The 13,557-nt window shown below is 63.9% G+C and carries 13 protein-coding genes; 2 read left to right on the top strand and 11 right to left on the bottom strand.

Features of this window, described 5'->3' with window-relative positions; genetic code table 11:
• Positions 1 to 49: 49 nt before the first annotated feature.
• The 5 genes from LD110_RS04830 to LD110_RS04850 all read right to left on the bottom strand — a co-directional run bounded on the left by LD110_RS04830 (position 50) and on the right by LD110_RS04850 (position 6,303).
• Complete coding sequence (locus tag LD110_RS04830; protein WP_225496755.1) at positions 50 to 3,127, bottom strand: AAA family ATPase; 3,078 nt, start codon at positions 3,125 to 3,127, stop codon at positions 50 to 52.
• Entirely contained in the window at positions 3,124 to 4,338 is a 1,215-nt protein-coding gene (locus tag LD110_RS04835; protein ID WP_225496756.1) for an exonuclease SbcCD subunit D, read from the bottom strand. Before LD110_RS04835 ends, LD110_RS04830 begins: the two co-directional genes overlap by 4 nt.
• Before the next feature lie 78 nt (positions 4,339 to 4,416).
• Entirely contained in the window at positions 4,417 to 5,400 is a 984-nt protein-coding gene (locus LD110_RS04840) for an MIP/aquaporin family protein (RefSeq protein ID WP_225496757.1), read from the bottom strand.
• 134 nt (positions 5,401 to 5,534) lie between these two features.
• The gene (locus LD110_RS04845; RefSeq protein WP_225496758.1) at positions 5,535 to 5,912 is read right to left on the bottom strand and encodes a DUF202 domain-containing protein; all 378 of its coding nucleotides are present in this window, start codon (positions 5,910 to 5,912) and stop codon (positions 5,535 to 5,537) included.
• Between the two features lie 13 nt (positions 5,913 to 5,925).
• Positions 5,926 to 6,303, bottom strand: a complete 378-nt coding sequence (locus LD110_RS04850) for a DUF202 domain-containing protein (RefSeq protein WP_308012406.1) — start codon at positions 6,301 to 6,303, stop codon at positions 5,926 to 5,928.
• Between the two features lie 34 nt (positions 6,304 to 6,337).
• Between LD110_RS04850 and LD110_RS04855 the strand changes: the two genes are divergently transcribed.
• Positions 6,338 to 7,423 carry an ADP-ribosylglycohydrolase family protein gene (locus LD110_RS04855; RefSeq protein WP_225496760.1) on the top strand — a complete coding sequence of 362 codons (1,086 nt, stop codon included), beginning with the start codon at positions 6,338 to 6,340 and terminating at the stop codon, positions 7,421 to 7,423.
• A gap of 4 nt (positions 7,424 to 7,427) precedes the next feature.
• On the opposite strand, the gene LD110_RS04860 is transcribed toward LD110_RS04855, so the two are convergent.
• On the bottom strand, positions 7,428 to 7,952 hold the full coding sequence (locus LD110_RS04860; RefSeq protein ID WP_225496761.1) for a DUF4395 domain-containing protein: 525 nt from the start codon (positions 7,950 to 7,952) through the stop codon (positions 7,428 to 7,430).
• 83 nt (positions 7,953 to 8,035) lie between these two features.
• A complete protein-coding gene (locus LD110_RS04865; protein WP_225496763.1) occupies positions 8,036 to 9,058 on the bottom strand; it encodes an exonuclease domain-containing protein in 1,023 nt (340 codons plus the stop codon).
• A gap of 172 nt (positions 9,059 to 9,230) precedes the next feature.
• Between LD110_RS04865 and LD110_RS04870 the strand changes: the two genes are divergently transcribed.
• Entirely contained in the window at positions 9,231 to 9,995 is a 765-nt protein-coding gene (locus LD110_RS04870; protein WP_225497308.1) for a DedA family protein, read from the top strand.
• 131 nt (positions 9,996 to 10,126) lie between these two features.
• Here LD110_RS04870 and rdgB read toward each other — a convergent pair whose 3' ends face one another.
• The 4 genes from rdgB to murI all read right to left on the bottom strand — a co-directional run bounded on the left by rdgB (position 10,127) and on the right by murI (position 13,387).
• Entirely contained in the window at positions 10,127 to 10,759 is a 633-nt protein-coding gene (gene rdgB / locus LD110_RS04875) for an RdgB/HAM1 family non-canonical purine NTP pyrophosphatase (protein ID WP_225497310.1), read from the bottom strand.
• A gap of 68 nt (positions 10,760 to 10,827) precedes the next feature.
• The gene (gene rph / locus LD110_RS04880) at positions 10,828 to 11,586 is read right to left on the bottom strand and encodes a ribonuclease PH (RefSeq protein ID WP_263854928.1); all 759 of its coding nucleotides are present in this window, start codon (positions 11,584 to 11,586) and stop codon (positions 10,828 to 10,830) included.
• A gap of 50 nt (positions 11,587 to 11,636) precedes the next feature.
• A complete protein-coding gene (locus LD110_RS04885; RefSeq protein ID WP_225496765.1) occupies positions 11,637 to 12,434 on the bottom strand; it encodes an MBL fold metallo-hydrolase in 798 nt (265 codons plus the stop codon).
• Positions 12,431 to 13,387, bottom strand: coding sequence for a glutamate racemase (murI, locus tag LD110_RS04890; RefSeq protein WP_225497314.1), 957 nt, complete (start codon positions 13,385 to 13,387; stop codon positions 12,431 to 12,433). The genes LD110_RS04885 and murI overlap by 4 nt, the downstream gene beginning before the upstream one ends.
• Positions 13,388 to 13,557 lie beyond the last annotated feature (170 nt).

The raw sequence follows: 13,557 nt of genomic DNA on the forward strand, positions 1-13,557 counted from the left end.
TGCGCGATACCCGGTAACTGAACTAGTTTACCCGAAGCCAGGAAATGGGCTAGGCGGCCGTGTTGGTTACCTGAACGGAGGAGCCGTTTCTGCCCTTGATGACTTGGAGCTGGCTACCGATGCGTTGCTTCATCTCTGCAACGTGGCTGACGAGCCCTACCACCCGCCCACCTTCGCGAAGTCCTTCCAAGGCGTCCATCACCTGCTCAAGGGCTTGTTCATCGAGGCTTCCGAAGCCTTCGTCGACGAACAAGGTCTCAATGTCAACACCACCTGCCTCCTGCTGCACAACATCGGCCAACCCTAGGGCCAAGGACAGCGAAGCCATGAACGATTCCCCACCTGAGAGCGTCGAAGTGTCACGGTGTTGTCCTGTCCACTCGTCCACAACTTCAAGCCCCAGTCCGGACTTCTGGCCCCTGGCAGCTTTTGCGTCCGTGTGGCGAAGTGTGTAGCGGCCGTCGCTCATGGTGGTCAGCCGGACAGAAGCCGCCGCGGCCACCTGCTCCAGCCTTGCCGCAAGGACGTAGCTGTTCAGGCTCATCCGGTAATTGTTGTCCCCCGATCCGCGTGCCGTATCAGCGAGTTGGTTCAGCATGGTGGCGTGCTCCCGCGGTGCCTGTCCGGCCTCCTCACGATCCTTGTACTCAGCCCGAATCCTCGTGAGGTTGGCGGCGGCTTTGGCTGCCAGGCCTGCGGCAAGGTCAATCCTCCGAACCTCCTCGGAAGCATGCTGGGCCTGAGCTTCCAGGCTTGATAACTCATCACTTGAAAGAACCGGCTCCCCTTCAGCATCCTCCGCGGCCGCGAGGACCAGATCGTCTGAGGCGAAAAGTTCCTCAAGACGCGCAACTTCAGCGTCGTACTGGCGGACCATGCCTTCGGCCGCCGCGGCCTCCACTTCTTCCATCAAAACGCTTCGCGCTTGCTCGGCTGAGTGGAACCCAGCACCGGGCAGTGCGTCGGCCAGGGCTGTTTCCGCCGAGGCTGCCCGTTCCAATACTCGATCAAGCCGTTCGGCGGCGGCAGATGCACTTTCAAGAAGTTCAAGATCCGCCCGGAGAGCGTCAAGGCGTCCGTGCAACGTCGGATGCCCTGCGCGAAGACCGCCAAGGATCTGGTCCAGCGAATCACGCCGTTCCTTGAGCATGACCACGGCAGCCTGGTCCTGAACGAGCGCAGCTTCCGTGGCGGCCTTGGCCTCTTGCAGTGCCCCCAGGTTCGCTTCCACCTTCTCGAGGCGCTGCTTAGCCTGCAACAGTTGAGCATGCGCCGCCCGGGCAGCATCCAGGGATGCCTTTGCCGACAGCTCAGCCCGGGACGCCTCTTCAGGATCGATGTCTCCGCCTTGTGCCGCCAAAACTGCCACCGACCGTTCGGCGGCGGCGCGCCGGGCAGCCGCTGCGTCGGCAAGTGAGTCGCTCTCCTCGAAACGGGCCCGGGCGGCCTCCTCCTCCTCAGCAATTGTTAGGACAGACGGCGCTGCGGGTGCCGGAGAAGGATGGTCACAGCTTCCGCAGACTGGACAAGGGGCGCCTGCAGCCAGTCCCGCCGCCAATTCAGCTGCGGCGTTGGTGAGGCGGGCTTCCCTGAGGTCCAGCCAGGCTTGCCTCAGCCGCTGGCTGTTGCCGGCTGCATTGCGTTCGCTGTCTTGGGCAAGGCCCAGCTCGTTAGTGGCAGCGGCATACTGGATAGTCAGTTCCCTCCGAGAGCGTGCCGCTTCCGCCGCGGCCTCCAACTCCGGCATCCTGGCGGACTCAGATTCAAGAAGTGCAATGGCTTCGAGGTGGGCGTTGGCTTCGGATGCAAGCTGCGCAAGCTCTTGTGTAAATCTGAGGATGAGTGCTTTGTGCTCACGATTCGACGACTCTAGTTCGCCGATGCGCAGCTCAACTTCTGACCGCTGCTTTTCCTCGCCCAGACGTGCCTCCAACACGGCAGCGGTTTCCTGGACCCTGCGCAGGGCCCGATCCACCGTTTCGGAAGCGATGTTCTCCGGATCCAGCGCGCCTTCTGCCAGATCCGCCGCCGCTAGTGCTGCGGACCCAAGGTCGCCCGAATCCAAGCCCGCAGCAACGAGCGCATTCATGCTGTTCCGGGCTTCCCTTCGGGCCGCCGCGACCGCCGAAACTGCCGCGTCCACGGCGGCAAGCTGGCCCCCCAGAACCGCAGCCCTGTGATGAGTCGCAAGGCGCTGGCGCACTGCCATTACCTCGGGACGGCGTCCGGCGAGATCTTCCTGGCGGACCATTGCCGCGCGAAGCCGAGTGTGCCTCGTGGCGCGTTCGCGGGCCTGCCGTAACTTATCACTCAGACCGGACGCCAATGCCTTTGACTCCCCGGCCTCGAGGTGCCGCCGCCGCTCTTCGGACTGGGCAGCTGCCTCAAGACCGGCAATTCGCTCCTGTGGATCAGGTGCATCGCCAGCCCCAGCCCGGGACTCCTCAGAAAGTACGCTTGCGGCCTCTCCCTCCGCACGGTCAAGCAGGAGTTTGAGGCCTTGTTCGTACTCTGCCATCGCCATCCGGGCCGCTGCAGCCTGCCGCCCCAGTTCCTGTTCAATGGCCTCGAAACGGTAGGTCCCGAAGAGTTTTTGCAGCAGTTCCATCCGTTCCCCCGCCTTGGATCTGAGGAATGCGGCGAAATCGCCCTGGGGAAGCATCACCACACGAGTGAACTGTTCGCGGTCCATGCCGAGGAGACCCGTGATCTCAGCACCGGCCTCATCGTTGCGGTACGTCTTCTCCACCCAGGTCCCGTCGACCTTTTCCCGGAGGAGCGTCTTGGCCTTCTGTGGCGTGAAACCGGAACGTCCACGCGTGCTGGGTCGATCCCAAGCGGGAATCCGGGTGACCTCGAACCGTCTTCCCCGTGCTGAGAACTCGCATACCACCCGCGGCTCCATATCCGGTGCGGCGTGGTCGCTACGAAGTCTTTTTCCATCCTGCCGGGCACCGGGAACGGAGCCATACAGGGCGAAGCAAATGGCATCCAGCACACTCGTTTTGCCAGCACCGGTGGCGCCATTAAGCAGGAACAGGCCTTGCGAGGCGAGCGCGTCAAAATCGATTTCCTGCACTGTTGCGAAGGGGCCGAATGCACACATTTCCAAGCGATGGATTCTCACAGTTCAGCCTCCTCCAGCCAGACAGCCTCCAGGGCAGCCCGCAGGATCTCTCCCTCGGCGGCATTGGCTTCCCTGCCGCGTACGTGCTCCAGGAAACCGCAGCACACAGCCAGATCATCCTGGGCCTCCGCCAGCCTGCCACTGTAGCTTGAGAGAGCCTCCCGCGCTGCTCCTTCTGGCTCGAAGGCAAGCACCAAGGTTTCCGGGAAACGCGTTCGCAGCCGCTCCATGGCTTGGGCAGGTCGACTAGCATCAGTCAGCGTGACTTGGCAGTAGGCTGCTTCCGCCCAGTCAAGGGCAGGATCCGCCAGTAGTCCGTCCAGCGTTCCGCGCAGCGTGGCGAGCTTTCGGGGCGCCTCCCACAGGATTTCCTGTACTGAAGTGACGCCCCCACCGTCCACATCGATCACCCAGGCGCCCTTGCGATGGGCCGCCTCAGAGAATGAGTATGCAAGCGGCGAGCCCGAATACCGGACCCGGCCAGAGAGCTCCTGCTTCCCATGCAAATGCCCAAGTGCCGTGTAATCAAAAGCGTTGAAGAGATCAAGGGGAACAACGTCTAGTCCGCCGATGCTCAACTCCCGCTCACTGTCTGATGTGACGCCCCCACTGGCGAACGTGTGGGCGAGCACCACTGAATGGACAGGAACGGCGGAGTCGCGGCGCCGCCCGGCGAGGTCCTCTTCGATCAAGTCCACGGCCGCCCTAGTGACACCGAAATGGCTGGCAGATTCAGCACCCAACTGCTCCGCTACAAGGCGCGGTTCCAAATAGGGGATGCCATAGATCGCAAGCCACCCTTCCGAAGGTTCGGCAACACTGGGCCGCTTGCTATCGCCAACGGCCCGGGACCCAAGGGGAAGCATGACCGGCACGGCGATGTCATCAACACGCGTGCGCAGGTGCACTCCCCCGCGTTCCAGGAGTCGCGAAGCGAACCCGAGCCGAATGGCGGAGTCGTGGTTTCCGCTGGTCAGCACCATAGTGGCCCCCGCGTCCGACAGCCGAACCAGGGCATCGTCCAGCAGCCGGACCACATCCAACCCGGGCAAGGCCCGGTCATAGACATCACCGGCGATCAGTACAACGTCCACGTAGTGTTCGTGGACGGCGGCGATCAGCTGGTCGACAAACCTGCGCTGCGCCTCCAGCATCCCAACACCGTGGAAGGACCGCCCTAGATGCCAGTCCGAAGTGTGCAAAAGCCTCATGTTTTTACGCTACGGCGAGGCACTGACAAAATTCCGTCGCACCGCCGGGCGGTCGCGGAGACAGTCCACCTCCGCCTGCTAGCCGCGCTTTCCGTCGAAGAACTCCCGGGCCTCGTCACCGCCGTCGTCTTCGCCCTTGGCCGCGGACTGGCCCAAGGAGATCTCGCCGGGCGCACCGCCTGGCGCCTGATCGGAACGGTGGCCCGCCGCGATCCCGTCCGGAGCCGCGAAAGGTGCCCCGCCGTCGTCGGGCAGGTCAGCGGAAGGGCGTGCGTCAGCAGTGCCGGCCACCGACTCGGGCGCCTCAACAGGGACAATGCCAGCATCAGGCTGGCCAAGGTCGGAGAATCCCCGCACAACGAGTCCGGCGATCGTGGCCCCAGCCAGCGGCGCCACCCAGAAGAGCCACAGCTGTTCGAGTGCCCAACTGGAGCTAAAGATGGCATTGGCCGTAGCCCGGGCGGGATTGAAGGGGACATTGCCAATGGCCATGCCCAACTGCACCAGAACCGCGAAGCTCAGCCCGACGGCAAAGGGAGCCATCGCCCGGTTGACGTTGCGCCGCGAGGTGGCAGCCAGGAAGACGCCGACCAGGAGCGCCACGCCAATAACTTCCAGCAGCAGGACCCCCGCGAGCGGAACCTGGGCGGTGGAGTGTTCACCGAAACCGGCAGCCACCGTATCAAAAGCCGCACGGCTGTCCTGGAGGCTGGGAATCGTACGTACCACGCCAAAAATCACGAGGGCTCCGGCCAGTCCGCCCACCAGTTGGGCAACGACGAAAGCCAAGGCTTCCAGCGGCCGCGTCCTGCCCGCGATCATGCTGCCCAAAGTGATCGCCGGGTTGAAGTGGCCGATTGTGATGTGCCCGAACGCCAGCATGGAGGCGGCGATCGCAAGCCCCGCGGCCAAGGATGACGGAACAGTGCTTACCTGGGAAACGGTGAACATTGCGGCGCCGATGCCAGCCAGCACCAGGAACATCGTTCCAAGGGCTTCGGCCGAAAGACGGGCGATCAGCCGAGGGCTGCGGACAGGAACGGCGGGCACGGTCAGGGACATGACGAAGTGATCCTTTGATTGGGTCGACGTGCTAAGCGGAAAGCTGTGCACTCATGGCCAGAACGGCCGGACACGTTGAGTATCCTGCCAGCCGATTCTGGACAGTTCCTGAATGTCGGCATAACGGGAACCGCCTAGCCGCCCAAGGAAATTGCGGCAACGGCGGAAGCGCCAAGGAGGACCACAGCCGCCGTACAGGAAAGGACTACGGCCGACGACGGGGCATTAGTTCCATAGTGAAGCTGGTGCGCACGCTGCCAGGCTGCGACGGCCAGAACCACCGTGGCAGCCGCGGCTGCGAGAGCGCAAATACCCTGGTAGTCGATCCCAAGCTGGCTCGGACCGCCCTGCATGGGAGCGCTCTTCGACGCCAGCCAGGCTCGCCAGATGAAGAGGTCAACCACCAGCAGGGAGATGAGCGTCCGGCGCCAGGCGAGGGTGGTACGTTCGCGTTGCAGACCTGGATCCCGGGCATCCGGGACGCCCGGCGCGTCTCCACTGGCGCCGCTCACAAGCTTGCCCTCTTCATCGCGCCACCAGGATCAGGACGGCGAAGGTGAAGGCGGCCACTGCCACCACGATGGTCATAAAGAGCATGACGCGGGAGAACGGAAGAGCCTCGTCGCGACGCATAGCGGCCTCCATCTGCCCCCAGCGCCGGTACGACAGTCCGGCCAACGAGGCGCCAATGAGCGACAGGATGACGCAGAGGACAATACGGACCGGTTGCGGTGCGATGTTCGGAGCCAGCTGGTCAATCGCCACAGCGCCTGCAAGGAGCGCCAGTGAAGTGCGAATCCAAGCCAGGAACGTCCTCTCATTGGCTAGCGAAAACCGGTAGTCAGGTGTCTTTCCTTGCTGCCTCCAAGCCGGTTCCCGCACTCTGATCCTCCACCCCGTCACATTCCGTCATACCAACCAAGGTAAATTTACCCGCATGAGCCATAGCCCAGTCGAACTGCCCTCCCCCACGCACGCATCCCGTGTCCGGGGCTGCCTGCTGGGAGGCGCCCTGGGCGACTCTCTCGGGTACGCCGTCGAGTTCGACTCCATCTCCACCATTCGGGAGCGTTTCGGACCCGCCGGGTTGACCGGCTTCGAGCAGCTCGACGGCGGCAGCCACTTCTCGGACGACACCCAGATGACGCTGTACACGGTGGACGGCATTGTGGAAGCCCTTGAGTGGGCCAATGCGGGCGTCGCAGCGGATGAGACCGCCGTGCTTTGGCTTGCGTACCTCCGCTGGCTGGCTACCCAGGACGTGGCGGTGCCGTCCTCGGCGCCACAGCCCCAACCGCGCTGGATCGATGAGCAATCGGTGCTGCACCATCGACGGGCTCCGGGAACGGCATGCCTCAGCGGCCTCGCGACCGGCGAAATGGGAACCCAGGCGCGGCCCGTCAACCCGGATTCCAAGGGCTGCGGAACTGTAATGCGTTCGGCCCCTTTCGGCTTGGTCCCGCATATCCCCAGCCAGGCGGTGTACAAGCTGAGCGTTGACGCCGCTGCCCTCACCCATGGGCATCCGTCCGCGTTGCAAAGCGCTGGTGTTTTCAGCCTGATCATCAACGCGATTGCCGGCGGAAGCGATGTTCGGGCGGCAGTGACCGCTGCCCTGGAGCATTCCACGGCCCTGCCCTCCCCGGCGCCGGAAGTGCAGGAACGCCTGTCCGCCGCCGTCACGCTCGCAGGGTCCGGTTCCCCGGTGGCCCCGGAGGAGCTGACCGCCGCACTCGGCGAGGGTTGGGTTGCCGAAGAGGCTCTCGCCGTCGCGGTTTACGCGGTGCTCGCCACGGAGGAGGCGGACCCGGTGCAGGCGGACCCTGCCCGGCACTTCCGGAACGCCATTGGCGTGGCAGTAAACCACAGCGGCGACAGTGACTCGACGGCGTCAATCGCCGGCAACATCCTGGGCGCCTTCTATGGCGAGGCGGCCCTGCCGAAAGAGTGGCTGGCTGCCTTGGAGGGTCCCGACGTCATCCTCGGCATGGCCGGCCGCCTGATCGACGCAGTAGGCGCCTAACCGTTCACGCCGTACGGGACGGGACGTTGCTGCAAGCCTCACAGACGTCGTCCGGAACGAGGCCACGGCGCTGCAGGAATCCGAAAATGGCGCACCCAAGGCAGAAGCCTGCAAAGGCTTCCAGCGAGGCTGCTGCGATCAACAAGCCCAAGAGGACCCACGCGGCTGGAGCCGCCCCAGCAAAGTAAAGAACTGCCGCCGCCGTCGTTAGCCCGGCCCCGATGCCTTGTGCGAAACGCTTGGGAGGACCGGGCACCAGCTTCACCCGGCCTAGCCGCGGGGCCAGGACTTTGACCGAAAGGATTGCCAGCGGCGACACGCGTGGCCCGAAGAGGACGCGCAGCCAGAATCCTGCCGCGATGAGCACCAGCCCCCAGCCGAAGCCGCCCAGGAGCGTGGCAATTGCCAACACAACCACAAGGCCGGCAGTAATGCGTGCCGCGTACTCATTGACAGGATTCGGAAACGCGAAAAGATCGGTTGCGCGGCTCGCCGTGCCCGCAGTTTCTTCTCTCCTGCCGTTACCCATGCGTCAAAAGCGTAGGAGCGACGTGGCCTCGCTGGAAGCATTATTGCGCAGTGTGACCCATGGGGCGTGACCATGCGGAGAGGTTAGGAACTGCTGATCATCTGCATAAATTCGCCCTCGGACAGCACTTCGATCCGCTGACCACGCTCGTGCAGCTCCAACACCCTTCGTGCCTTTCCGGTAAGGCGTCCCGTCCGCAGATCGCCCGCAACGAAGCCATCGCCCACCACCAGTACCGTGGTACGGCCGGTGACTCGACTCTCGGGTTTCGCGCCCATTTCAGCGGCACGCTGTTTTGCTTCCGGACGGGCAATGGCAAGATCCCCCGTAAACACCACCGTCTGGCCAAACAGCGGGTGTCCCGGCTCTGCAGTGGGACTAGGCTCCGGGTTGGCGCCCTCCTGCGGCCAGTTGGTCCAACGACGGCGGAGAGCCGGCTCGCCGTCGATGGTCGCCGTAGCCGCCCTCGCCACCGTGGCCCGGGACATCTCGGCGAGCGCGGCTTGGGTGGGCTTGGACAGCGCTTGGCCTGGACGGAACGCCGCCTGTCGGGGAACGGAGAGCCCAAGCGCAAGATAGAGCTCTGCAATACTGTCGACGCTATTGCGCCGGGCGATATCGATAAGGATGCCGGCACAGGCCCTCGCGTCTTCGGCCGCATCGTGGTGGTTCACCAAGGCAACGCCAGCCTCTTCAGCCGCATAAGGCAAGGAATTGGACACCAGTGAGTAGCATCGGCGCGAAAGCATCACTGTGCAGACATAGTCGTAAGCCGGAACGGCCAGCCCGGACACTTCAAGGCCGGAACGAATAACGCCCAAATCGAATGCTGCGTTATGGGCGGCCAGAATGTCGTCACCGATGAAGGCGCCAATCTCGGGGAATAACTCACCGAACCGCGGAGCACCGGCAACGTCCTCGGCACGGATTCCGTGGATTCGAACGTTGTGGTGGTCGAAGTGGTCGTGGTTGGCAGGCGGCCGCATCAGCCAAGACGCTTCTTCTACCACTACGCCGTCGCGGACCTTGGTCAGGCCAACGGAACAAGGAGAGCCCCGGAATCCGTTGGCGGTCTCAAAGTCGATCGCGGTGAAGTCCAGTGGCACCCCCCAAGATTACAGGCGCAAGTGGCCGGATCCGTGGCAGGCACGGCTCGGGCCCCTGGGCGTGGCGCACTTTTGGCCTTTCAGGGCATGACGCATTTTGGAGAGTCGGGGCGCCTTGTTTAAGGGTGCCTTCAGCCTTCTCCAGTAGGCTTGGGGAGTGAACTTTTCAGCGATCAGCGACACGGCCGTTTCCATGCTCGGGGGCGCCGGACCGGTCCAGCCGCACCTCGCGTCCTTCCTCCCGGACTGGCTCAACCCTCAGGTTTTCCTTGCCGACCCTGCTTTGGCGCCTTGGGTGGTGCTGCTGGTATGCGGCATCATCTTCGCGGAGACCGGACTTTTGGTAGGGTTCTTCCTCCCAGGGGATTCACTGCTCTTCACGGCTGGCCTGCTGGTCGCCACGGACACCATCAAAATCAATATCTGGCTGCTCGCCGGGCTCATTGTGGTGTCCGCCATTGTTGGGAACCAGTGCGGCTACCTGATCGGCCGGAAAGCGGGCCCCGCTATCTTCAACAAGCCGGATTCCCGGCTCTTCAAGCATGAAAACGTCGAAAGCGCCCACGCCTTCTTCGAGAAGCATGGGGGCAAGGCGCTGATTCTCGCGCGCTTCGTGCCTATCATCCGCACGTTTGTTCCCGTGATCGTGGGCGTGGCAGAAATGGACAGGCGCAAATTCTTCATCTTCAACGTTATTGGCGCAGTGCTCTGGGGCGGCGGCGTCACGCTGCTGGGCTACCTGCTCGGTGACAGCGTTCCGTGGGTGAAGGACAACCTGGACATCATCTTCATCGTGATCGTCTTGGTCTCCGTCATCCCCATCGGCATCGAGCTATTGCGCGGCGCCCAGGCCAAACGGCAGGGCGAGAAGCTGGGCACCGAAGCAGTTGGGGAGTTCATCGAGGAACAAGAACCCAAAGCCCGCGGCGAGCGCTAGGGGCTGCAACGGCGCCGGATGGGGTGCTTGGGTTCCAAAGCCACATAGGTACCTGAGATGCAGGAGGCTCCCGTTCAACTGAACGGGAGCCTCCTGCATCTCCTCTGGAGCTGAAGGTCCAGGCAGAACGGTTATTGAAGCGCCTCCACGATCGAGGGCAACAGTGCCCGAAAGGCCTTGCCACGGTGGCTTATGGCGTTCTTCTCCTCCGGTGCCAACTCGGCGCAACTGCGGTCCAGGCCGCTGGGAAGGAGGATGGGGTCGTAGCCGAAGCCACCGTCACCACGCGGTTCCCGCAGCAAGCTGCCTTCCAGCTGGCCGTACTCCACCACTTCGTGTGCATCGCCGGATGACGACGGAACCGCGAGCGCTGCGGCGCAGACGAATGCAGCCCCGCGGTGCTGGTCAGGAACGTCGGCCAGTTGGTCAAGCAGCAACTGGAGGTTCGCGGCATCGTCACCGTGACGACCCGCCCAGCGGGCGGAAAAGATCCCCGGCGCCCCGCCGAGGACATCAACGGACAATCCCGAATCATCCGCGATCGCCACCAGGCCCGTGGCCTCGGCGACGGCACGCGCTTTGAGCAGGGAGTTTTCGGCGAATGTGACCCCGGTTTCGGCCACGTCGGGAGCCCCGGCGGAGGCCGCGTCAATAACCTGGGTATCGACGTCCAGCCCTGGCACCTGGCCGCGCAGCAATTCCCGGAGTTCCCTCAGCTTGCCTGTGTTACGGGTGGCCAACACAAGCCGGGGAGCACCGGCCAGCGTGGGGTTGCCGGAGACAGGGTGGTCCGGGCTAACAGGGTAGTCCGGGTTCACGGGATAGTCCGGGCTCACGGGGCTTCCGCCAACGTTTCGCGCTGGATGGCGGCCAATTGGCCCGTTCCGATGAGAGCCAGGTCCAGCAGGGCGTTCAGTTCGTCACGGTCAAACGGGGCGCCTTCTGCCGTTCCCTGGACCTCCACGAACTTTCCTGAGCCGGTGACCACAACGTTCATGTCGGTCTCCGCCCGGACATCTTCCACATAGGGCAGGTCCAGCATAGGGACACCATCGATGATGCCCACGGAGACGGCCGCAATCGTGTCGGTAAGGGGCTCGGCGTTGTCTGCGATCAACTTGTTCTCCCGAGCGAAGCGGATGGCTTCGGCGAGCGCCACGTAGGCGCCGGTAATCGCAGCGGTACGTGTTCCGCCGTCGGCCTGCAGGACATCGCAGTCCAGGACTATGGTGTTCTCGCCCAACGCCTTGGTGTCGATGATGGAACGGAGCGACCGGCCGATCAGCCGGGAGATCTCGTGCGTGCGGCCGCCAATCCGTCCCTTGACCGACTCACGGTCGGAGCGGATGTTTGTGGCGCGCGGCAACATGGCGTATTCGGCGGTAACCCAGCCGCGACCTTCACCCTTGAGCCAGCGCGGGACGCCCTCGGTCAGTGAAGCCGTGCAAAGTACCCTTGTGTTCCCGAACTCGATAAGCGCCGATCCTTCGGCCTGCTTGGACCAGCCTCGGGTGATGCTGATGGGGCGGAGCTGGTCTGGTGTTCGGCCATCCGCGCGGATGACTGGGGTTGCTTGGGCTTCAGATGTCATGCCTCCAGCTTATCGATTTCGGAGGCGGCCCCGGACGGCCGGAAATGGCCTTAGACGGAGTAGTGGACGCCTGCTACTGCAACAGCCACGTCGCCGTCGAACTCCGGCCTGGCCTCAGCCATAACGGTGGTCTGCGACGTCCAAACGGGGATGTGGGTCAGCAGTAGGCGGCGGGCGCCTGCGGCCGCCGCGGCCTGGCCGGCACGCTTTCCGGTGAGGTGGACGTCCTTGATTCCGTCGTCCCGGCCCTCCTCGAAAGCGGCCTCGCAGAGGAAAAGATCCGAATCCTTTGCTGCCTCCTCAAGTCCCGCGCAGGAGTCGGTGTCTCCCGAGTAGGTAAGGATCCTGGTCACGGGCTGGCCGTCCGGTCCAGGTTCCGTGGCCTCTACCCGGAGCGCGTAGGCTTCCTCGACCGGGTGGTTGACAGCGTAGGGTGTGACCTTGAACGGCCCCAGCTCCACTGTTTGCCGTTCTGTCCAGTTGGAGAAGTCAAACTCCTCGTGCATACCAGGATCCAGCTCAAGGCCGTAGGCTGTGGCCATTCGGTCCGCGGTCGCCGCTGGGCCCCACACCGGGATCCTGTCCCTCCCCCAGCCGCCAGGCTTCCACCGCACTGCCACGTGCAGCCCACACAAGTCCATGCAGTGGTCGGGGTGCAGGTGTGTCAGGAATATCGCGTCAATGTCCTCAAGGTCTGTGTACCGCTGGATGGCGCCAAGGGCACCGCTGCCCAGGTCGAGGACGATCTTCCAGCGCCGCATCCCGTCGTCGGCAGTCAGCAGGTAGCACGACGCCGGCGAGCCAGGCCCCGGGAAGGAGCCCGTGCATCCCACAATGGTCAACTTCACAGGGCCTGGCCTCCACGGTGCGGCCAGCCGTCGGCGGCAGCGACGAAATTGGACCGGCGGGCGGAGCCGGACAAAGCGCCTCGCCTTGCTGCCGCCAGCATTTCCGGGGTGATTCGGGCCAGGCTCCCGGTGGGGTACTGCGCGGCAACATGGTCAACATGGCGCACTGAAAGAACCTCGGGCCCGAGGAAGCGGCGGGCCAGGGTTTCGAATTGCGCGGCGTCGCCTGTGGCGATGAAGTCGTGCACGGGTGGAGAAGTCAATGTGCGCTGCAGGCCGTGTGTTACCAGGGCACGGTAGACGTCCTTGGCGGTTTCCTCGGCACTGGAGACGAGCGTGACGTCCTCGCCCATAACGTAGGAAATGACGCCGGTGAGCAGGGGGTAGTGCGTACATCCCAGGACTACCGTGTCCACGCCAGCCTCCCGCAGCGGGGCAAGATAGCCTTCCGCCACAGCCAACAGTTCCGGTCCCGTAGTGACTCCCGCCTCCACGAAGCTGACAAACTCCGGGCAGGCTACAGACGTTATAGACAGGTCCGGGGCTGCGGCGAATGTGTCCTCATAGGCACGTGATCCGACAGTCGCCGAGGTGCCAATTACACCAACCTTGCCGTTGCGGGTCGCGGCCACGGCACGTCGCACGGCCGGCTGGATGACCTCGATGACCGGAATGCCGTATTTGGCGGTATACCGTTCCCTGGCGTCACGAAGGACCGCGGCCGATGCAGAGTTGCAAGCGATGGTGAGAAGCTTCACGCCGGAATCGACCAGTTCGTCCATAACGCCAAGGGCGTTGGCGCGGACCTCAGCGATGGGCAGCGGACCATAGGGGCCGTTGGCGGTGTCCCCGACGTAGAGGATGGCCTCGTTGGGCAACTGGTCGATGATGGAGCGGGCCACCGTCAGTCCGCCGACGCCGGAGTCGAAAACTCCAATGGGACGGGACCCCATGTGGTCCTCGACTTCGGGCAGGGACCCTTCGGCTGCGGACTCCGCCGCGGCTTCCGAAGTGGAAGGGACGGCGTGTTCATTCCCCGGTGCTGAATTCATGATTTATTGAGAATACGGCCTGCCAAGTGTTGCGGCCATCACTTGTGGCCTGCGCGACGTGTCTGCTTTGT

Origin of the sequence: Arthrobacter sp. M4 (genome assembly GCF_020251205.1) — a bacterium.
In the GTDB taxonomy this organism is placed as follows: domain Bacteria; phylum Actinomycetota; class Actinomycetes; order Actinomycetales; family Micrococcaceae; genus Arthrobacter.

Bases quoted from the DNA above. Each gene is read 5' to 3' on its own strand.
- LD110_RS04855 (WP_225496760.1), top strand. From the start codon at position 6,338: ATGAGCCATAGCCCAGTCGAACTGCCCTCCCCCACGCACGCATCCCGT.
- murI (WP_225497314.1), bottom strand. From the start codon at position 13,387: ATGGGGTCCCGTCCCATTGGAGTTTTCGACTCCGGCGTCGGCGGACTG.
- LD110_RS04835 (WP_225496756.1), bottom strand. From the start codon at position 4,338: ATGAGGCTTTTGCACACTTCGGACTGGCATCTAGGGCGGTCCTTCCAC.
- LD110_RS04860 (WP_225496761.1), bottom strand. From the start codon at position 7,952: ATGGGTAACGGCAGGAGAGAAGAAACTGCGGGCACGGCGAGCCGCGCA.
- rph (WP_263854928.1), bottom strand. From the start codon at position 11,586: ATGACATCTGAAGCCCAAGCAACCCCAGTCATCCGCGCGGATGGCCGA.
- LD110_RS04840 (WP_225496757.1), bottom strand. From the start codon at position 5,400: ATGTCCCTGACCGTGCCCGCCGTTCCTGTCCGCAGCCCTCGGCTGATC.